The sequence below is a fragment of the Gordonia sp. ABKF26 genome, from assembly GCF_041103195.1.
In the GTDB taxonomy this organism is placed as follows: Bacteria; Actinomycetota; Actinomycetes; order Mycobacteriales; family Mycobacteriaceae; genus Gordonia; species Gordonia terrae.
Genome location: NZ_JBGCVZ010000003.1, coordinates 2,156,296 through 2,176,658, shown reverse-complemented (window position 1 = coordinate 2,176,658; position 20,363 = coordinate 2,156,296). Strand labels below are relative to the sequence as shown.

At 65.8% G+C, this 20,363-nt stretch carries 16 protein-coding genes and 2 rRNA genes; 6 read left to right on the top strand and 12 right to left on the bottom strand.

The window, feature by feature from the left end; genetic code table 11:
• Position 1 precedes the first annotated feature (1 nt).
• Complete coding sequence (locus AB4Z55_RS10080) at positions 2–1,699, bottom strand: nitroreductase family deazaflavin-dependent oxidoreductase (RefSeq protein ID WP_369519650.1); 1,698 nt, start codon at positions 1,697–1,699, stop codon at positions 2–4.
• Between the two features lie 150 nt (positions 1,700–1,849).
• On the opposite strand from AB4Z55_RS10080, the gene AB4Z55_RS10075 reads away from it, so the two are divergent.
• Positions 1,850–2,425: a TetR/AcrR family transcriptional regulator gene (locus AB4Z55_RS10075; protein WP_369519649.1), complete on the top strand. Its 576-nt coding sequence runs from the start codon at positions 1,850–1,852 to the stop codon at positions 2,423–2,425.
• Between the two features lie 95 nt (positions 2,426–2,520).
• On the opposite strand, the gene AB4Z55_RS10070 is transcribed toward AB4Z55_RS10075, so the two are convergent.
• Positions 2,521–3,180 (bottom strand): MBL fold metallo-hydrolase, encoded by a 660-nt coding sequence (locus tag AB4Z55_RS10070; RefSeq protein ID WP_101821147.1) that lies wholly within the window; start codon positions 3,178–3,180, stop codon positions 2,521–2,523.
• A 49-nt stretch (positions 3,181–3,229) separates the two neighbouring features.
• Positions 3,230–3,688, bottom strand: a complete 459-nt coding sequence (locus tag AB4Z55_RS10065; RefSeq protein ID WP_354562299.1) for a DUF2752 domain-containing protein — start codon at positions 3,686–3,688, stop codon at positions 3,230–3,232.
• A 183-nt stretch (positions 3,689–3,871) separates the two neighbouring features.
• On the opposite strand from AB4Z55_RS10065, the gene AB4Z55_RS10060 reads away from it, so the two are divergent.
• Both AB4Z55_RS10060 and AB4Z55_RS10055 read left to right on the top strand, forming a co-directional pair.
• The gene (locus tag AB4Z55_RS10060) at positions 3,872–5,242 is read left to right on the top strand and encodes an acyl-CoA dehydrogenase family protein (protein WP_369519648.1); all 1,371 of its coding nucleotides are present in this window, start codon (positions 3,872–3,874) and stop codon (positions 5,240–5,242) included.
• Between the two features lie 43 nt (positions 5,243–5,285).
• Positions 5,286–6,509, top strand: a complete 1,224-nt coding sequence (locus tag AB4Z55_RS10055; RefSeq protein WP_004023707.1) for an acyl-CoA dehydrogenase family protein — start codon at positions 5,286–5,288, stop codon at positions 6,507–6,509.
• Between the two features lie 105 nt (positions 6,510–6,614).
• Here AB4Z55_RS10055 and crcB (AB4Z55_RS10050) read toward each other — a convergent pair whose 3' ends face one another.
• The 6 genes from crcB (AB4Z55_RS10050) to AB4Z55_RS10025 all read right to left on the bottom strand — a co-directional run bounded on the left by crcB (AB4Z55_RS10050) (position 6,615) and on the right by AB4Z55_RS10025 (position 11,145).
• Positions 6,615–6,983: a fluoride efflux transporter CrcB gene (gene crcB / locus AB4Z55_RS10050; RefSeq protein ID WP_369519647.1), complete on the bottom strand. Its 369-nt coding sequence runs from the start codon at positions 6,981–6,983 to the stop codon at positions 6,615–6,617.
• Positions 6,980–7,432, bottom strand: a complete 453-nt coding sequence (crcB, locus tag AB4Z55_RS10045; protein WP_369519646.1) for a fluoride efflux transporter CrcB — start codon at positions 7,430–7,432, stop codon at positions 6,980–6,982. Before crcB (AB4Z55_RS10045) ends, crcB (AB4Z55_RS10050) begins: the two co-directional genes overlap by 4 nt.
• A 14-nt stretch (positions 7,433–7,446) precedes the next feature.
• On the bottom strand, positions 7,447–7,929 hold the full coding sequence (locus tag AB4Z55_RS10040) for a DUF6790 family protein (protein ID WP_248643194.1): 483 nt from the start codon (positions 7,927–7,929) through the stop codon (positions 7,447–7,449).
• A 3-nt stretch (positions 7,930–7,932) separates the two neighbouring features.
• The gene (locus AB4Z55_RS10035) at positions 7,933–9,813 is read right to left on the bottom strand and encodes a propionyl-CoA synthetase (RefSeq protein ID WP_369519645.1); all 1,881 of its coding nucleotides are present in this window, start codon (positions 9,811–9,813) and stop codon (positions 7,933–7,935) included.
• Between the two features lie 145 nt (positions 9,814–9,958).
• Complete coding sequence (locus tag AB4Z55_RS10030; RefSeq protein WP_369519644.1) at positions 9,959–10,570, bottom strand: MSMEG_1061 family FMN-dependent PPOX-type flavoprotein; 612 nt, start codon at positions 10,568–10,570, stop codon at positions 9,959–9,961.
• 26 nt (positions 10,571–10,596) lie between these two features.
• A complete protein-coding gene (locus tag AB4Z55_RS10025; RefSeq protein WP_369519643.1) occupies positions 10,597–11,145 on the bottom strand; it encodes a universal stress protein in 549 nt (182 codons plus the stop codon).
• A 214-nt stretch (positions 11,146–11,359) separates the two neighbouring features.
• On the opposite strand from AB4Z55_RS10025, the gene AB4Z55_RS10020 reads away from it, so the two are divergent.
• Both AB4Z55_RS10020 and AB4Z55_RS10015 read left to right on the top strand, forming a co-directional pair.
• Positions 11,360–12,532: a sensor histidine kinase gene (locus tag AB4Z55_RS10020; protein ID WP_369519642.1), complete on the top strand. Its 1,173-nt coding sequence runs from the start codon at positions 11,360–11,362 to the stop codon at positions 12,530–12,532.
• Complete coding sequence (locus AB4Z55_RS10015; protein WP_064571653.1) at positions 12,529–13,215, top strand: response regulator transcription factor; 687 nt, start codon at positions 12,529–12,531, stop codon at positions 13,213–13,215. Before AB4Z55_RS10020 ends, AB4Z55_RS10015 begins: the two co-directional genes overlap by 4 nt.
• Positions 13,216–13,242: 27 nt before the next feature.
• Here AB4Z55_RS10015 and AB4Z55_RS10010 read toward each other — a convergent pair whose 3' ends face one another.
• Positions 13,243–14,487, bottom strand: coding sequence for a GAF domain-containing protein (locus tag AB4Z55_RS10010; RefSeq protein ID WP_369519641.1), 1,245 nt, complete (start codon positions 14,485–14,487; stop codon positions 13,243–13,245).
• Positions 14,488–14,643: 156 nt separating this feature from the next.
• Between AB4Z55_RS10010 and AB4Z55_RS10005 the strand changes: the two genes are divergently transcribed.
• Positions 14,644–16,509 carry an NAD(P)/FAD-dependent oxidoreductase gene (locus AB4Z55_RS10005; protein WP_239402669.1) on the top strand — a complete coding sequence of 622 codons (1,866 nt, stop codon included), beginning with the start codon at positions 14,644–14,646 and terminating at the stop codon, positions 16,507–16,509.
• A gap of 55 nt (positions 16,510–16,564) precedes the next feature.
• Here AB4Z55_RS10005 and rrf read toward each other — a convergent pair.
• Both rrf and AB4Z55_RS09995 read right to left on the bottom strand, forming a co-directional pair.
• A 5S ribosomal RNA gene (rrf, locus tag AB4Z55_RS10000) occupies positions 16,565–16,681 on the bottom strand.
• 114 nt (positions 16,682–16,795) lie between these two features.
• A 23S ribosomal RNA gene (locus tag AB4Z55_RS09995) occupies positions 16,796–19,929 on the bottom strand.
• Between the last annotated feature and the right edge of the window lie 434 nt (positions 19,930–20,363).

Sequence of the window (20,363 nt, the reverse complement as noted above, 5' to 3'; positions counted from 1 at the left end):
TTCAGTCGGTGAAGGTGATCCGCACCGAGATCGGGTCACTCTGGAGCGCGCGGAACCCGGCCGAGGTCAGACCGGCGAACAGGGGGCGGGTCGCGAAGGAACGCACCCGTGCGGCCACGTCGTCGTCGGGGACGAACTGCGCAGTCCCCGTGCGCCACTGACGGCCCTGGCGGATGCGCACCGTCGGATTCGCCGTGATGTTGATTCCCCATCCCGAGCGCTTGCCATGCTGACTGATGACCCACGCGCCGTCGGCGTCGAAGGCGGCCGACACCGGAACCGTGCGAGCCAGACCGGATCTGCGGCCGACGGTCTCCAGATCCGTTGCCAGGTGGGTGCCGATCCCGAGTCGATTGAGCGCGGCCACAGCCGGATTGGCGAGGTGGCGTCCGACCCATCGCTCGAACCGGAACTTCCGGGCCGCCCTGGCGTCGGCCGAGGTCACGTTCCGGGTGCTCCGCAACGCGCCGATCCCGTTGCGCCGTACCGTCGTCACCGCGGTCCGCCACAGCGCACGGGCGGGGTCCGGGTCTCCGCCGCCGGCCATCCGGTGCAGTTGGTCGGTGTGCCACTGGAGATCGAGTGCCCCCTCCAGAGACCGGGCCGTCGCGGCGCTGGACAACCGGGCCGGAAGCGGCAACCGCTGCTGTTGTGATGTCAGACGATCGGCGTCGCCGGTCATCACGTCCCTTGCCGCCGTCGGCGCGGTCACCGTCGGCCGGCCTATCCCGACGATGTCGCACGCGCCCTCGGCGATCGCCGCCGCCATGGCCGTGTGCGTGCGGAAACCGCCGGTGACGGCCAGCGGAATCCCGGCGGCGAGTTCGCGGACGGTGACGGCATACTCGAGGAAGTACGCCTCCCGCTCGCGCGTGCTCGCCGACTGGACAGGTCGACCCATCATCGCGGGGGACTCGTAGCTCCCGCCGCTGATCTCGATGAGATCGAGCGCCTCCGCCGCGAGCAGCGCGATCACGGTGCGCGACTCCTCCTCCGAGAATCCACCGCGCTGGAAGTCCGCGGAGTTCAGTTTGATGCCGACACCGAAACCCGGCCGGACGGCGGCGCGCACCGCTCGGACGACCTCGAGGGCGAAGCGGGCCCGGTTCTCGATGGAGCCGCCCCACCGATCCTCGCGCCGGTTGGCCAGCGGCGAGAGGAACTGCGACAGCAGGTATCCGTGGGCACCGTGGATCTGCACACCGTCGAAGCCCGCGGTCTCGGCCACCGCGGCGGTGGTGGCGAACCGCGTGATGATGTCCTCGATCTCGGCCTCGGCGAGCGCACGAGGCGTCGGCACCCCGGGGATGGCCAACCGGACCGCCGACGGGGCCACCACACGCCCCTCGGTCGTCAGCGGATTGGCCTGCCGCCCCGGATGATTGATCTGCATCCAGATGGGTGATCCACCGTCCTGGGTGGTCTTCGCCCAGCGCGTGAGCGCGTCGAGGTGACGGTCGTCTTCGACCACGACGTTCCCGGGTTCCCCGAGATACCGGCGGTCGACCATCACGTTGCCGGTGATGACGAGACCGTAAGAGCCTGCGGCCCAGCGGGAGTAGAGACGCTCCAGACGAGCGTCCGGGCCGGCGTCCGCGTCGCCCAGCCCCTCGCTCAGAGCCGCTTTCATGATCCGGTTCGGCAGAACCTGGCCCGACGGAAGCGTCAAGGGTGCGGACAGTGTCACCGTGTCGGTCATGTTTCGTCTCCTACGACTGATCGCGCGTCCCCCGCGTGACGGACCGCTATGTATACCGATTGGTCTACCGCCCTGAACCCTAGTAGACCGCTTGGTATACTGCAAGCGTCGGTGGCCAGCGACGCCCCGGCACGACGAGGAGTGGCACCGATGGCAGCGCGCGACCAATTGATCGAGGCGACCGCAGATCTCATGCGACGGCACGGCGTCGCGGGCACCGCCATCTCGGACATACTCGAGAGCAGTGGTGTCGCCCGGCGATCCATCTACCTCAACTTCCCGGGCGGCAAGTCGGAATTGGTGGCGGCGACGACGCGCAGTGTGGGCGACACGATCACCACACTCCTCACCGACATCGTCGCCGAGCCCGATCCGATCATGGCGTTCGCCGAGATGTGGTCGGCAGCGTTGTCCGCGACCGACTTCGAGGGCGGGTGCCCCGTGGTGGCCGCCGCACTGGGCCGCCTCTCGGCACCGGAGGCGGCGGCCGCGGCCACCGAGGTCTTCGACGAATGGCGAGGCCTGATCGAGCGCCGGTTACTGGATGACGGCGTCGCGCCCGACGTGACCGCTTCGCTGGCCGCCACCATCGTCGCGGCGATCGAGGGTGCGGTGGTCCTCGCCGAGGCCGCACAGACCACCACGCCGCTGATCCAGGTGGCGACTCATCTCAACGAGCTCGTCGCCCTGCACCGACCGAAATCGGACGACACCCGGAGCGAGTGAGGCGATCTCCTGCTCCCTGCGGTGCGAGCGAAGCGACCTCCTGCTGCGAGTGGGTCTGTGGTTCTTTCGGATCAGCGAGCAGGGCGGGGTGACACTCACACCTGCGTGGCGTGTTCCTTCTCCAGCACCGTGAACTCGGTCGCGTCGTCCTTCATGTCGGCGAGTCGTCCGTAATGGATTCCACTACCGGCGTCGGACAGGATCGCCTGATGGATCGGCACCGCGACCCGGGGTGCCATCGCCCTCAGATAGTCGACCGACTCGCTGAGTTTCATCCACGGAGCGGCCGACGGCAGCGCGAGGACGTCCACCTGCTCGAACGGGATGTAGAACGAATCACCGGGATGCATGAACTGCCCCGGCTGCTCGGCGGTACCCAGGACGTAGGCGACGTTGTCGATCACCGGGATCTCGGGATGGATGACCGCGTGCCGGCCGCCGGTGAAACGTGCGGTGAGCGAACCGATCCCGATCTGATCGCCGCTGCGGGCGGCCGTCCACTCGCCGGCCACGGCGTCGCCGTTGAGCTGTTTCGTCGTCTGCGGATCGGCGTACAGGATCGCGTCGGGGTTGGCCGCGACGAGATCGGGCAACTTCGCGACGTCGCAGTGGTCGGGATGCTGATGGGTGATCAGAATGGCGTCGAGGCCGCTGATGCCGTCGAATCCGTGCGAGAAGTTCCCCGGATCGAAGAGCACCTTGGTCCCGTCGATCTCGACGAGCAGACAGGAATGGCCGAAGTGGGTGATCTGCATATGTCCACTGTGCACGTTCACACGGCGGCATGGTCGGACAAACGCTCGCTCACACGACGATCGCGAAGACTCCCCAACCGAACACAGCGTCGAGAATGCGCACGACACCATAGGTGAGCCACACTCCCAGCAGAACGGCACCGACCGGGCCGAGTACGAGGTCGCGCCACGTGGACAGCGGCGCCCCGCGACGGCGCACCAGGGTGAGGGTCGCGGTCACCACGGTCACGGCGGTCAGCACCAGGAACACCGGTCCGAACACATTGAACGTGAACGCCGACCCGACGTCGCCGTGCATGAGCGCCACCCAGCTACGAGTGAGGCCACAGCCGGGACACGGAAGGCCGGTCATCACCGCGAACGGGCAGAGTTGCGGCCCGTTGTCGACACCGCCCGGGGTGAACACGCAGGCGGCACCGAGTGCGGCCGCGCCGGCCACCGCGACGGTTGTCGCGCCCACCACCTGATTGGCCGATAAGCCCTGTTCGCGGCGGTGATCGAGGGTCATGCGGCCAGCCTAGCGGGTGGGCGGGCAGGCGGTGTCGGACAAGTGCGTGACAAACTTCTTACTCCAAAGTAAGGTTGGGACTTACTACCGAGTAAGATCGGTCGCATCGACCCTGTCCACCCATTCCGGTGGATCCACGCAGAGACCCCGACCGGGGCGACTGGAAAGAAACGGCTGGTGATCATGACAACTCACACCGAACCGCGCGACACCTCCGCAGTCGGCCGCAACCCGCACCCGCGTAACTTCATCGGCACCGCGATGCGCGTCCTGACCACGGTGACGGGCTCGGAGTTCGCCGAGAAGTACAACATCCGCGAACCGATCAACCGCATCGCCTACCAGGGCACCAAGACCGGGTTCCAGACCCTCGGTGCGGCGAACCGCGCCTTCAGGGCAGCCCAGGGCGGCGGGTCCGGCCAGGCCAAGCGCCTCACCAGCGCGCCGAAGGACTACTTCAACCTGACGCCCGACGACGAGCAGCAGATGATCGCCGAGACGGTGAAGGAGTTCGCCACCGAACTCCTGCGCCCGGCGGCCCACGACGCCGACGCCGCTGCAGCAGCGCCCGAGGAGCTCGTCGCGCGCTCGGCCGAGCTCGGCATCACGATGATCAACGTCCCCGAGGAGTTCGACGGCGCCGCGTCCGAGCGTGGTGTGGTGACCAACGCGCTGGTCGCCGAGGCGATGGCCTACGGCGACATGGGACTCGCACTCCCCCTCCTCGCGCCGAGCGGTGTCGCCACCACGCTCACCAACTTCGGCACCGACGAGCAACAGCGCACCTACCTGCCCGACTTCGCCGGTGAGAACGTGCCGCAGTCGGCGGTCGTCATCGCCGAACCGCGCCCCCTCTTCGACGCGTTCGCGTTGAGCACCAAGGCAACTCGCGTACCCAGCGGATTCCGGTTGAACGGCGTCAAGTCGTTCGTCCCGGCCGCCGGATCGTCGGAACTGTTCCTCGTCGGCGCGCAGCTCGACGGCAAGCCCGCGCTGTTCGTCGTCGAGTCCGACACCAAGGGACTCATCGTCGAGGCCGATCCCGGGATGGGCGTGCGTGCGGCGGGTATGGGTCGTCTGCTGCTGCAGGACGTCGCCGTCCCCGCATCCGCCATCGTCGGCGGTGAGGGCGATGCCGCGGCAGCCGCATACCGCGACGTCGTACGCCTCTCGCGCCTCGGCTGGTCGGCGCTGGCCGCCGGCACCGCACGTGCCGTCCTCGACTACGTCATCCCCTACGTCAACGAGCGTGAGGCCTTCGGCGAGCCGATCTCCAACCGCCAGGCGGTGGCCTTCATGGTCGCCACGATGGCCACCGAGGTCGACTCGATCCGCCTCGTCACGCTGCGTGGTGCCGCCCGCGCCGAGCAGGGCCTGTCCTTCGCCCGCGAAGCCGCACTGGCTCGCAAGCTGACCATCGACAAGGGACTGCAGATCGGTCTCGACGGCGTCCAGCTGCTGGGCGGCCACGGGTTCACCAAGGAGCACCCCGTCGAGCGCTGGTACCGCGACCTCCGCGGCGCCGGCATCGGCGAAGGCATCGTCGTCCTCTGACCAGCTCTCTGACCAGCTCTCCGACGTAGCGAAAGAACCTCTCATGAGCATCAATCTCGAACTCCCGAAGAAGCTGCGCGTCACCGTCGATCAGGCACACCAGGCGGCGGCCGAGATCTTCCGGCCCATCTCGCGCAAGTACGACCTCCGCGAGCACGACTACCCCGTCGAACTCGACACTCTCGCAAGCCTGTACGACGGTCTGTCCGAGACCGGCCAGGCCGGTGCGGGCGCGGACGGCGGCCGTAGCCAGCAGAAGAAGGAGAAGCCCCGGGCCGAGGGCGCCGTGGTCAACGGCGGCAACATGCAGTCCGTCGTCAACGTCATCGAAACGTCCTGGGGCGACGTCGGACTCATGCTGAGCATCCCGTATCAGGGTCTCGGCAACTCGGCGATCGCCGCCGTGTCCACCGACGAGCAGCTCGAACGCTTCGGCAAGGTGTGGGCGGCCATGGCCATCACCGAACCCGGTTTCGGCTCCGATTCGGCCGCCGTCTCGACCACCGCCACTCTCGACGGTGACGAGTACGTCATCAACGGCGAGAAGATCTACGTGACCGCCGGGTCGCGCGCCACCCACATCGTCGTCTGGGCGACCGTCGACAAGAGCGCCGGCCGCGCCGCCATCAAGAGTTTCGTGGTCCCGCGGACGCATCCGGGCGTCACCGTCGAACGTCTCGAGCACAAGCTCGGCATCAAGGTCTCCGACACCGCCGCGATCCGCTTCGAGAACTGCCGCATCCCCAAGGAGAACCTGCTCGGTTCACCCGAGGTCGACACCAAGAAGGGGTTCGGCGGGGTCATGCAGACCTTCGACAACACCCGTCCCCTGGTGGCGGGTATGGCGGTGGGTGTGACCCGGGCGGCTCTCGAGGAGTTGCGCCGGATCCTCGACGAGGCCGGCATCGAGGTCGATTACGATCGCCCCGCCGCCGACCAGCACGCCGCCGCGGCCGAATTCCTGCGCATGGAAGCCGATTTCGAGGCCGCCTACCTCCACACGATGCGGGCCGCGTGGATGGCCGACAACAAGCAGCCGAACTCCACCGAGGCGTCGATGTCGAAGGCCAAGGCCGGGCGCACCGCCACCGACGTCACCAACAAGGTCGTCGAACTGACCGGCACCCTCGGCTACTCGGAGCGGCTCCTCGTCGAGAAGTGGGCGCGTGACTCCAAGATCCTCGACATCTTCGAGGGGACCCAGCAGATCCAGAACCTGATCATCGCGCGGCGTGTGCTGAACAAGAGCAGCGCCGAGCTCAAGTGATCGCCTGACCCAACGCCTCTCGGCCCCGCCACGGAGTTTCCGTTGCGGGGCCGAGTCGTTGGTGTGCCGAATCGTCGGTGGGCCGAGTCGTCGGTGTGCCGGCGATCAGACGAGCCAGGCGACCCACATGCCGACTGCGCACGCGGTCACCGACGCGACGAGTGTTCCGACGGCGTACGCCCCGGCCCGCCACCGGTCGTTCCGCTGCACCAGCCGTACCGTCTCGAACGAGGCGGTGCTGAATGTCGTGTAGCCACCGCAGAACCCGGTGCCGACGATCAGCTGCCACTCGTGTGGCGCCCCGTGGAAGACCACGACCCCCGCGAGCACACCCAGCAACGCCGAACCGCTGACGTTGATCGCGAACGTGCCCCACGGCGTGGTCGTCGGCCATCGGTGTCTGACCGCTCCGTCGACGACGAACCGGGTGACCGCACCGAGCGCCCCCGCCACCATCACGGCCAGCGCGATCATACCCGCGCCGCCCGGGCGGCGAACGCGATCCCGCAGGCTGCCGCCGCGAGACCGAGTACCACGCTGACAACCGCGTAGGTCAGCGCGGTCACCACCGCGGACGCCCGTGTGAGTTCGGTGATCTCCAGCGCGAAGGTGCTGTACGTGGTCAGCGCTCCGCAGATGCCGGTACCCCCAAAGAGGCGTATGCGCTGGCGCCACCCCTCGTCGTGACCGAGTCGGGCAAGCAATTCCAGGAGCGACCCCAGGATGAACGCGCCGACGATGTTGACCCCGAACGTCGCCCACGGCCAGTGCCCGTGCTGGGCCGGGAACATCTCCTCCGCCCAGTACCGTACGCCCGTGCCGATCAGTCCCCCGGCGAACACCCAGGCGAGCGCATGCACCCGGAGGTGGAGCGGACGTTCGTCTGGGTCGACGGGGAGTTCACGGTGCTCGTCTCGGTGCACGGGCCAAGTCTCCGCTACGTGACGATCACGTACAACACGATCAGATAGATCGGAACGAGCACGTCGAAGAAGAAGATGGGTCCGGCGTTGCCCGCCGTGAAATTCCGGCGGGTCACCATCTCCCGCACATGGCCGACGGCGGCGCCCAGGTAGAACACCGAGAACGCGATGATGGTGGCCAGGGTGAACTCGTCACCGAAACCCGAGGCGATCACGCCCAGCACACCCGTCGCGAGACTGGCGAGACCCACCTCCCACTGCCACGGCGTCTTCGGGGGCCACCCGATCGACTCGGCGATCGGCTCGCCGACGAACATGTGACCGCAGCCGGTCATCCAGCCCTGGACGCCGATCATCCACAACACGGAGTTCTCGAGCAGGTCCCGGCCCAGATCACCGCCGGGAGTGAACGAGTCGACGACAGTGGCGATGATCGTGCCGACGATCCCGACGAACGGTACGAGCCGGATCGCGGTGCGCACCGCGGCGTCGAGCACTGCTCAGTCCTTCAGCTGTTCGGCCAGGGCCGCCAGGACATCCGGGTCCTCGATGGTCGACGGCACCGTGTAATCCTCGTGATCGGCGATCTGGCGCATGGTCTTCCGCAGGATCTTGCCCGATCGGGTCTTCGGCAGTGCCGGCACGACCGTGACGTCGCGGAACGTGGCGACCGCCCCGATCTCGTCGCGCACCATGGACACGAGCTCGCTGCGCAACGTCTCGGACTCGATGTCGACGCCGGACTTGAGCACCACGTATCCGCTGGGGCGCTGGCCCTTCAGGTCGTCGCGGATGCCGATGACCGCGCACTCGGCGACGGCCGGGTGCGACGCCACCACCGCCTCGATGCTGCCGGTCGAGAGTCGGTGTCCGGCAACGTTGATCACGTCGTCGGACCGGCCGAGCACGAACACGTAACCATCGGCGTCGACGTAACCGGAGTCGCCGGTGAGGTAGTAACCGTCGAACGCCGACAGATAGGACTTGCGGTAGCGCTCCTCGTCGCGCCACAACCCGGCGAGGGTCCCGGGCGGCAGCGGCAGGCTGATGACGATGTTCCCCTCCTCTCCCGCTCCCAGCAGCGTGCCCTCTGCGTCGACGACTCCCACCCGATACCCGGGCACCGGCACCGTCGGTGAGCCCGCCTTGATCGGCATCGGTTCGAGGCCACGGAGATTCGCCGCGATCGCCCAACCGGTCTCGGTCTGCCACCAGTGGTCGACGACCGGGACGCCGAGCACCTCCGACGCCCAGGTGAACGTGTCGGGGTCGAGGCGCTCGCCGGCGGCGAACAGCGTCTGCAGCGATGAGGTGTCGTACTCGGCGAGTTCGGTGGCGTCGGGATCGGCCTTGCGGATCGCGCGGATCGCTGTCGGCGCGGTGAACAGTGCCTTGACCCCGTGATCGGCGATGACCCGCCAGAACGCGCTCGCATCGGGGGTACCGACCGGCTTGCCCTCGTACATCACGGTCGTCGCCCCCACGAACAGCGGCGCGTAAACGATGTAGGAGTGCCCGACGACCCATCCGACGTCCGACGCCGTCCACCACACGTCACCCGCCGAGATGTCGTAGATGTTCTTCATCGACCACGTCAGCGCCACCGCGTGCCCGCCGTTGTCCCGGACGACCCCCTTGGGCTTGCCGGTGGTCCCCGACGTGTAGAGGATGTAGAGCGGATCGGTCGCGGCGACCGGCACCGCGCCGACCGGGTCGGCGGCGTCGGTGACCTGGTCCCAGTCCAGCCAGCCGGTGTGATCGGCTGCGCTGCCGACGATCTCGGGGCGATCCTTGACGATGACCGTGCGCGGTGGCGTCGCCGACATCTCGATGGCCCGGGCCACCATCGGCAGGTACTCGACCGTGCGTCCCGGTTCCAGACCGCCCGACGCGGTGACGACGGCGACGGGTTCGGCGTCGTCGATGCGGGTGGCCAGCTCCCGCGCGGCGAAGCCGCCGAACACCACCGAGTGCACCGCGCCGATGCGCGCGCAGGCGAGCATCGCGATGGCCGCCTCCGGGATCATCGGCATGTAGATCACCACGCGGTCGCCGGCCGAGACACCCTGTGCGGTCAGCACTCCCGCGAAGCGGGCGACCACGTCGAGCAGCGCCGCATAGGTGTAGTGGCGTCGCTCCCCGGTCATCGCCGAGTCCCAGATCAGCGCCGTCCGCCCGTCGTTGCCGTCCACCAGATGGCGATCGAGCGCGTTGTGGCAGGTGTTCAGCGTGGCGCCGGGGAACCACCGGTAGAACGGGGCATCCGAGTCGTCGAGCGCGGTGGTCGGTGGGGTGTACCAGTCCACCGCTTCGGCCGCGGAGAGCCAGAACGCCTCACGATCATCGCTCGCCTGTGTGAACGCCTCGCTGTAGCTGCCCATGGCCTTCCCTTCACCGTCTCGTCGTGGCGCGCACCCGAAATCGTCGCGGGGTGCCGCATCGCCCTTAGAGGGTATCGGTGTGATCGCCGCCACGAAACGCAATCGGCGGTCCTGCGCCGACCGGCCGGCGACCCGCGCCGAGCGGTCAGTACAGGTACTTGCGGTACTGCTCGTCGGTCTCCCGGTCGTCGACCAACGGGACATCGAGCTCGGGCATGACCATCCTGGTGATCGCCGCCACCGACGGCAGCGTCCGCGGAGTCCACGACTCCGGTTTCCACAGATCCGCACGCAGAAACGCCTTGGAGCAGTGGTAGAAGACCTCGTCGACGTCGATCTCCACGGCCAGGATCGGACGCTTCCCCGTCACCGCCAGGGCGTCGAAGTAGTCGGCGTCGTCGACGATGCGGGCGGCCCCGTTGACGCGCAGGGTGTCGTTGCGGCCGGGGACGACGAAGATGGTGCCCGCGTGCGGGTTGCGCAGGATGTTCAGGTAGCCGTCGACGCGTCTGTTCCCGGGACGTTCGGGGATCGCGATACGCGTGTCGTCGACGATGTGCACCACTTTGCCTGCGGGGTCGCCCTTGGGTGAGACGTCGACGCGTCCGTGGTCATCGGAGGTGGCCAGGAACACCACCGGCGAGGCGGCCAGCCATGCTCGATCGATGTCCGAGAGCGTCGGCCTGACCTTGTCACGAACGACGGCGGCCGGTTCGCCGACGATCTCCCGCAGCCTCGCCTCGTCGGTGATGTGCATGCGGACATCGTGTCACGTGGGCAGAGCTACGCGGGTCCCGGCGCCGGCGTCGGCCACCGCAGAATCCACTCGGAGCCGCGCGAACGCCCGGTGACCACGGACCGCCGACGGAGATGGGACGACCCGTCGGTCACGATGAGGGTGACGTCCTCATCGAGGCGTGTGGCGAGGCGCCGGGCCGTCCAGCCCGGGCGTGCGTTCCCGGTTCCGATGACAACAGCGCCGGCGCCGGCGCGTTGCGCGGCCCGGTGCAGGACCGCCGTCGGGTCACCGACCTCACTCGTGGTCGACACCGTCCGCGCACCGTGCCATCTCGCCAGTTCGGCGGCGGTCCGCAGGCATTCGTCGATCGCGGCCTGTCCGGACAGCAGATAGGACTCGTCCTTGAGGGCGTCGTGGAGACCGGTGCTCACTTCTCTCCGGCGGCCGCGGGTGGCGCAGATCAGGATCAGATCGCCGGAGTCGCCGAGCAGGCGAACCGCGACCTTCACCGCCCGCAACGAACCCTCGCTCCCGTCGACGCCGACGACGACCGGATGGCCGAGTCCGGCCGACGGGGCGAGAGCAGTTGGCACGTCTCGGGTTTCGAGAGGTTCCCAGCGCCGGGGTTGTGTCCGCAGCGTCATCATCGTGTCCTCCTGGGTCGGCGATATCAGCTGCTCACAACGCTATGGAGACAACGAGCCCGAATCGCCATCCCGCGGGTTGACCGTTTCTCCACCCCAGGGTGGACATCGGAATCCACCGTGGGGCGGTCGTCCGACCGCGGTGCGGAACTATCCTGGAACGGTGACGGGCTTCACAGCGAACGCGGGCGCCGGGCTGTGGCGTCTCATCGAACGGGCCGGCGGCGACTATCCCCCGCTCTATCCCGCGGTGATCCTGTCGTCCAGCGTGGTGGTCACGCTGGTGTCGACAGCACAGCGCTTTCCGTTCGACCAGGTCTGGTGGGTGGTCGCGGCCCTGGTGCTGGCGGCACTGACGCTGGCGATGGATCTGTCGCTGCCGCCGACCTCGTACGCGTGCTTCGGGATCATCACCAGTTCGGTCTGCTTCCTGATGATCCCGACGCCCACCGACGCCGCGCCACTCCAGCTCGTCCTCATGGCGGCGATCGCGGCTGCGATGTATCCCCTGCTGACCGGCGTCGCCGTGACGGTCGTGTGCATCGCGGTGATCGTCTGGTTCGGCGCTGTCGGCGGCCTCGACTCGCCTGCGCTCTACGCACTCGGCGTCGCCTGCGGGTGGTTGATCGGCTACATGATGCTGATCCAGAAACGGCTGGCCGACAACCGGGCTCGCGTCCTCGCCGAACGGGCCGATCGCGCCGCGGGCGACGAGCGGCGGCGGATCGCGCGCGAGATCCACGACGTGATCGCGCACTCGCTGTCGATCACGATGCTCAACGTCACCGGTGCCCGCCGCGTGCTCGAACAAGATCGCGACGTCGACGAGGCACTGGAGGCGCTCGCCGACGCCGAGCGCCAGGGCCGGCAGGCCATGACCGAGATCCGCACCATCGTCCACGTGCTGGGAACAGCCGGGCCGGCGGGGACGACCTCGCCGTCGCCGGGTGCCGACGATCTGGAGCGGCTCGTGGCGGACTACCGCAAGGCCGGGGTGGACATCGACTTCACCCTCGACGGTGATGTCACCGAGCTCTCACGGCCGGTCGGTGCGGCCCTGTTCCGCATCGCCCAGGAGTCCCTGGCGAACGTCGTCAAACACTCGGCGGGCAAGCGTGCGTCGGTGTCGGTGACGGTGTCCGACGAGGTCGCGCTCACGGTCGAGAATCCCGCGGCAGAGGGCAGGCCGCGGCACTGCGACGGCACCGGCATCGAGGGGATGACCCAGCGCGCGGCGTTGCTCGGCGGCACCCTGCACGCCTCGCACCGCGCGGGCACCTGGTCGGTGCGAGCGACGTTGCCCGCCCGGTCGACCGCCGACGGGGTACCGGTATGACGACGAGCGGCCCGGCCGAGACCACCTCGGTCCCGATCAGGGTCCTGCTCGTCGACGACCAGGAACTCATCCGCACCGGGCTGCGTCGCATCCTCCGCCTCCGGGACGGCTTCGACATCGTGGGTGAGTGCGCGGACGGTTCCGAGGTGCTCGCCGGGATCGCCGAGCACCGGCCCGACATCGTCCTGATGGACCTGCGGATGCGCAATGTCGACGGCATCACCGCCACCACCATGGTCCGCACCCTGCGGGAACCGCCGCCGGTGCTCGTGCTGACCACCTTCGACGACGACGACCTGCTGTCGCGGGCCCTGCGCGCGGGAGCCGCCGGGTTCATCCTCAAGGACTCGCCGGCCGAGGCACTGATCTGGGCGGTCCGTGCCGTGGTTCGCGACGGCGCCTTCCTCGACCCCGCGGTCACCGAACGAGTCCTTCAGGGATTCCGGCGATCGGGCCGCGAACAGGTGACCACCGCGCCCGGGCTGACCGACCGCGAGACCGACGTCCTACGACTCATCGCGCGCGGCCGGACAAATGCGGAAATCGGTTCGGCTCTGGGCATCTCGCAGGTGACGGTCAAGAGCCACGTCAATCACATCTTCACCAAACTCGACCTGCGTGATCGCGCGGCGGCGATCGTGTACGCCTTCGACCGCGGACTCGTGGTCGCCGAGTACGACTGAGCCCCGCGTCGATCAGTCGTGCGCGGATCAATCGTGCGCGTCGAGCACCTCGACGTCGACCCCGTCGACGAACCGGTACGGGCCCGCGACGAGCAGACCGCCGAAGTGTTTGCGCAGACGGGACATCTCGGCACGCACTGTGACCGTCCGGTCGTCGACGCCGAACAGATGAGTCGACATCCGGGCCGCGGTGACTCCGTCGGGGTGACGCGCCAGGAAGGTGAGGATGTCACCGTGGCGCGGCGAACAGCGGTGTGTCCACGCGCCGCTGGCGCCTTCGACGGTCACCTCGACATTGCCCGCACCCGGCGGACCGGTGGGCACCCGTACGACCACCCGCGTGGTAGACGCGTCCGACGTCTCCGCGACCCGCACCAACCACCCACCGGGTAGCGCCTCGACATCGCACTCGCCGAGCGCGCTCACGAAGATGCGGCCGGGACCGAGGCGCGGCGGCAGGATGAGGCGTGATCGAGGCGACACGGTGTCCACCGCGGCAACCCACCCGTCGGTGTCGACCGCCAACGCCGGGCCGGGCATGCGGGCGAGAATCGGTGCGGCAACCGCGCGCAACGAGTCGAGGCGACGGTGATGACTCTCGCGGAGTTGCGACTCGGCGAGCCGGGCGACCGCGTGCACCAGCGCCAGGGTCGTCGGATGGATCGTGGCGGCCGGACCGCTGACGTCGACCACACCCAACACCTCACCGGTCCGCGGATCCTTGATCGGCGCACCGGTACAGGTCCACGAGTGATGACTCCGCACGAAGTGCTCCGCCGAGAACACCTGTACCGAACGACCCGACATCAGTGCCGTACCGATCGCGTTGGTCCCCACCGAGCCCTCGGCCCAGTCGGCACCCTCGACGAATCCGAGGGTGTCCGCGCGCGTGAGCACCTTCGACGACCCGCTCCGCCACAGCACGTGTCCGTCGGCGTCCGAGACGACCAGGATGTTGTCTCCGTCGGCGATCAGCGAGTCGAGACCTCGTGCCAGTTCGTCGACGATCTCCGCCAGGCCGGAGCGCCGGCGGCGCTCCTCCAGCTCGTCGAGCGGAAGCGTCCGTTCCCCGACGCAGTCCACGTCCGGGTCCAGGCCGGCACGTCGGAGTCGCTGCCACGAGTCGTCGATGACACCGCGCGGACGGGCCGGCATGCGCCCACCCGACATCGCGGCGTCGTGGACCGCGCTGAGAACCGACGCGAACTCGCGCGGATCGTCGCCGGCATGCACCGCGGGCTCCAGCTCGGAGGCCGACTCGTAAGCGTTCATTACCTCGATTGTGCGTCACGTCACAGGCCGACGACAACGGGCCCACCCCTCGCAACCCCCTGCAACCCTTGCCGCGACCCGGCGCGGAGGCGTCTGCTGTCCACAACCCGCTGTGTTCCACATCACGTTCGCGGGGCGCACATATGAGGAGGCATCATGACCCAGACCCTCGAGCCGGTCGTCGCGCTCGATCGCACCCCGCAGCAGCGGGTGGAGACCTGGCTGCAAGAATTCGAGTCCGCACTCGCTGCACTCGACATCGCTCGCGCGACGAACGCCTTTCTGACCGACAGCTACTGGCGCGACCTGACCGCGTTCACCTGGAACATCAAAACCGTCGAGGGTCACGAGCAGATCGCCGACATGCTGTCCGCCCGTCTCGCCGACACCCGGCCGTCGAACTTCACCACCACCGAACCGGCGACCGACGACGGCGACGGGGTTGTCTCCGCGTTCATCGCATTCGAGACCGCCGTCGGACGCTGCGAAGGTCACCTTCGAATCCGTCCCGCCGACGAGGGTCGGGACGGCGGCGATGAGGGTGCCGGGGCGGACAAGGCCTGGACGCTGCTGACGACGATGCAGGAACTCAAAGGGCACGAGGAGTCGGCCGGACCGAGCCGACCGCTCGGGGCGGTTCACGGCACCGATCCCGACACCCGCTCCTGGGCAGAGAAGAAGGCCGACGAGGAGCTGGCGCTCGGTCGGACCGCGCAGCCGTACGTTCTGGTGATCGGCGGTGGACAGGGGGGCATCGCGCTCGGAGCACGGCTCCGGCAGCTCGGCGTACCCTCGGTCGTCGTCGATCGTCATGACCGGCCCGGAGACCAGTGGCGCAAACGCTACAAGTCGCTGTGCCTGCACGACCCGGTCTGGTACGACCATCTCCCGTACCTGCCGTTCCCCGACAACTGGCCGGTCTTCGCACCGAAGGACAAGATCGGGGACTGGCTGGAGTTCTACACGAAGGTCATGGAGGTTCCGTACTGGAGCAAGACGACGTGCCTGTCCGCCGAGTACGACGAAGCCGAGGCACGCTGGACCGTCGAGGTCGACCGGGACGGTGAACGTCTCACGCTTCATCCGACGCAGCTGGTCCTCGCGACAGGGATGTCCGGCAAGCCCGCCGTCCCATCCGTTCCCGGTCAGGATGTGTTCGCCGGCGAACAGCACCACTCGAGCGCCCACCCCGGACCTGATGGCTACGTCGGCAAGAAGGTCGTCGTCATCGGCTCCAACAATTCCGCGCACGACATCTGCAAGGCTCTCGTGGACAACGGGGTCGACGCCACGATGGTGCAGCGTTCCTCGACCCACATCGTGAAGTCCGACTCCCTCCGGTCGATCGCCCTCGGCTCCCTCTACAGCGAGGAGGCTGTCGCCTCCGGAATGACCACCAAGAAGGCCGATCTGACCTTCGCCTCACTCCCGTACCGGATCATGCACCAGTTCCAGGTACCCGTGTACGACCAGATCCGGGAGCAGGACAAGGACTTCTACGATCGGCTCGAGGCGGCCGGCTTCCAGCTCGACTTCGGCGACGACGACTCCGGACTCTTCATGAAGTACCTGCGCCGCGGGTCCGGCTACTACATCGACGTCGGTGCGAGCGAGCTCATCGCCGACGGCACGATCAAGCTCGTCCACGGCCAACTGGACCACCTCACCGAGAACTCGGTGGTCCTGACCGACGGCACCGAGATCGAGGCCGACGTGGTCGTCTACGCGACCGGCTACGGATCGATGAACGGCTGGGCCGCCGATCTCATGGGGCAGGAGGTCGCCGACCGTGTCGGCAAGGTCTGGGGACTGGGTTCCGAGACGACCAAGGACCCGGGCCCCTGGGAGGGCGAACAGCGGAACATGTGGAAGCCAACCCAGCAGCCGGGCCTGTGGTTCCACGGCGGGAACCTGCACCAGTCGCGTCACTATTCGCTGTATCTGGCCTTGCAGCTCAAGGCTCGCTATGAGGGAATTCCGACGCCCGTGTACGGCCTGGGCGACGTCCATCATCTGAACTGATGGGGATATGAGAAAGGCCCCGCAACCTGAGGTTGCGGGGCCTTTCTGAAATTGTGTTCGGCGGTGTCCTACTCTCCCACACTGATTAGGGTGCAGTACCATTGGCGCTGGAGGGCTTAGCTTCCGGGTTCGGAATGGGGCCGGGCGTTTCCCCTCCGCTATAGCCGCCGTAACTTTGTGAAACACTTTTTCACACAACAGTGTTTGTTTGTTGTGTGTTGTTTCAGAAGTACATAGTGGATGCGAACACCACCACAGTCACTTGCGTGGTGATGTTGTGGGTGTTGTTGGTAAGTCCTCGGCCGATTAGTACCAGTCACCTGAACACATTGCTGTGCGTACAGTTCTGGCCTATCAACCCCATGGTCTGTAGGGGGCCTTAACCCCGCTGAGGGGGTGAGAAACCTCATCTTGGAACAGGCTTCCCGCTTAGATGCTTTCAGCGGTTATCCCTTCCGAACGTAGCTAACCAGCAGTGCCCCTGGCGGGACAACTGGCACACCAGAGGTTCGTCCGTCCCGGTCCTCTCGTACTAGGGACAGGTTTCCTCAAGTTTCTTACGCGCGCGGCGGATAGAGACCGAACTGTCTCACGACGTTCTAAACCCAGCTCGCGTGCCGCTTTAATGGGCGAACAGCCCAACCCTTGGGACCTACTCCAGCCCCAGGATGCGACGAGCCGACATCGAGGTGCCAAACCATCCCGTCGATATGGACTCTTGGGGAAGATCAGCCTGTTATCCCCGGGGTACCTTTTATCCGTTGAGCGACACCGCTTCCACTTGCCGGTGCCGGATCACTAGTCCCGACTTTCGTCCCTGCTCGACATGTACGTCTCACAGTCAAGCTCCCTTGTGCACTTACACTCAACACCTGATTGCCAACCAGGCTGAGGGAACCTTTGGGCGCCTCCGTTACCTTTTAGGAGGCAACCGCCCCAGTTAAACTACCCACCAGGCACTGTCCCTGAACCCGATCAGGGTCCGAGGTTAGAAGTCCAATACGATCAGAGTGGTATTTCAACAACGACTCCATGAACACTGGCGTGCCCACTTCACAGTCTCCCACCTATCCTACACAAACCGAACCGAACACCAATACCAAGCTATAGTGAAGGTCCCGGGGTCTTTTCGTCCTGCCGCGCGTAACGAGCATCTTTACTCGTACTGCAATTTCGCCGAGTCTGTGGTTGAGACAGCAGAGAAGTCGTTACGCCATTCGTGCAGGTCGGAACTTACCCGACAAGGAATTTCGCTACCTTAGGATGGTTATAGTTACCACCGCCGTTTACTGGGGCTTAAATTCTCAGCTTCGCCACCGAAATGGCTAACCGGTCCTCTTAACCTTCCAGCACCGGGCAGGCGTCAGTCCGTATACATCGTCTTACGACTTCGCACGGACCTGTGTTTTTAGTAAACAGTCGCTTCTCTCTGGTCTCTGCGACCCACACCAGCTCAAGCAGTACATGCCGTCACCAGGATGGGTCCCCCTTCTCCCGAAGTTACGGGGGCATTTTGCCGAGTTCCTTAACCACAGTTCTCTCGATCGCCTTAGTATTCTCTACCTGACCACCTGTGTTGGTTTGGGGTACGGGCCGTGTACCAACTCACTAGAGGCTTTTCTCGGCAGCATAGGATCATGGAATTCACCTCAACGGCTACGCATCACCTCTCAGGCTGCATGAGTGACGGATTTGCCTATCACTCGCCCTACAGGCTTACACCAGTACAACCACTGACTGGCCCCACTACCTTCCTGCGTCACCCCATCGCTTGCCTACTACCAGCCAAGGTCCCATGCATCACCCCAACTCGGCACCCGAAGGTGCTCCCGGGGGATCAGGATGGTTAGTACAACTGATTCAGCATGGGCGCGGATACACGGGTACGGGAATATCAACCCGTTGTCCATCGACTACGCCTGTCGGCCTCGCCTTAGGTCCCGACTCACCCTGGGCGGATTAGCCTGGCCCAGGAACCCTTGGTCATTCGGCGGCAGAGTTTCTCACTCTGCTTTCGCTACTCATGCCTGCATTCTCACTCCCACACCCTCCACACCTGGATCACTCCGGCGCTTCCACGGATGCAGGACGCTCCCCTACCCACCCACACACCTGGCCGACCCTCCGTAGAAGATCGACGGGCTATATGTGAGTGCCGCGGCTTCGGCGGTGTACTTGAGCCCCGCTACATTGTCGGCGCAGGATCACTTGACCAGTGAGCTATTACGCACTCTTTCAAGGGTGGCTGCTTCTAAGCCAACCTCCTGGTTGTCTTCGCGACCCCACATCCTTTTCCACTTAGTACACGCTTAGGGGCCTTAGCCGGCGATCTGGGCTGTTTCCCTCTCGACTACGAACCTTATCGCCCGCAGTCTCACTGCCACACTCTCACTTACCGGCATTCGGAGTTTGGCTGACGTCAGTAACCCTGTGGGGCCCATCGGCCATCCAGTAGCTCTACCTCCAGTAAGAAACATGTGACGCTGCACCTAAATGCATTTCGGGGAGAACCAGCTATCACGGAGTTTGATTGGCCTTTCACCCCTACCCACAACTCATCCCCTCCATTTTCAACTGAAGTGGGTTCGGGCCTCCACGACGTCTTACCGACGCTTCACCCTGGCCATGGGTAGATCACTCCGCTTCGGGTCTAGACCCGGCGACTCAAACGCCCTATTCAGACTCGCTTTCGCTACGGCTACCCCACACGGGTTAACCTCGCCACCGAGCACTAACTCGCAGGCTCATTCTTCAAAAGGCACGCCATCACCCGCAGCCACAAGGACTCACAGGCTTTGACGGATTGTAAGCGTCCGGTTTCAGGTACTATTTCACTCCCCTCCCGGGGTACTTTTCACCTTTCCCTCACGGTACTTGTCCGCTATCGGTCACCAGGAAGTATTCAGGCTTACCGGGTGGTCCCGGCAGATTCACAGCAGATTCCACGAGCCCGCTGCTACTTGGGGACACCGTCACGCAAGACCATGTGTTTTCAGCTACCGGACTCTCACCGACTACGGCAGACCATTCCAGGCCACTTCACCTAACACATGATTTTCTCACTCACGCTTCCACAGGCAGATGGAAGAAGACGAACCCCACAACCCCACACGCACAACCCCTACCCGGTATCACATGCGCATGGTTTAGCCTCCTCCGCTTTCGCTCGCCACTACTCACGGAATCACAATTGTTTTCTCTTCCTATGGGTACTGAGATGTTTCACTTCCCCACGTTCCCCCCACACAGCCTATACATTCAGCTGGTGGTAACACGACATCACTCGTGCTGGGTTTCCCCATTCGGACACCCTCGGATCACAGCTCGTTTGACAACTCCCCGAGGACTATCGCGGCCTACCACGTCCTTCATCGGCTCCTGGTACCAAGGCATCCACCGAACGCCCTTACACACTTACAACAACACCTACAAACAACCCCCACAACCACAACCCCACAACAGGGCCGCACCGCGAGGACCGAATGTAGACATCACACACTACATTTTTCTGCTAAATCACAGACCAACAAAAAAGTTGATTTGAAATAAAGATGCTCGCATCCACTATGCACTTCTCAAACAACACACACCGTTCCACCGCACACACCTCCGCATCCCATCACAGGACACCTCACCGGCATGACTGATCGAACAGCAAGGTCAGAGACAACACTCGCGTGTTCCCTCAGAACCCCGATAGCGTGACAATGAACCCGCCGGCCCTCACAGGCACGGCCGTAACCCCCGACCCTCCCACACGTGTGGAAGCGGTGAGTCTGTCTGATGTTTCACCCTCGAACACACACCCACCGCAACACAAACGGTCACGTAGAAGGTGTTGTTGTGTGCTCCTT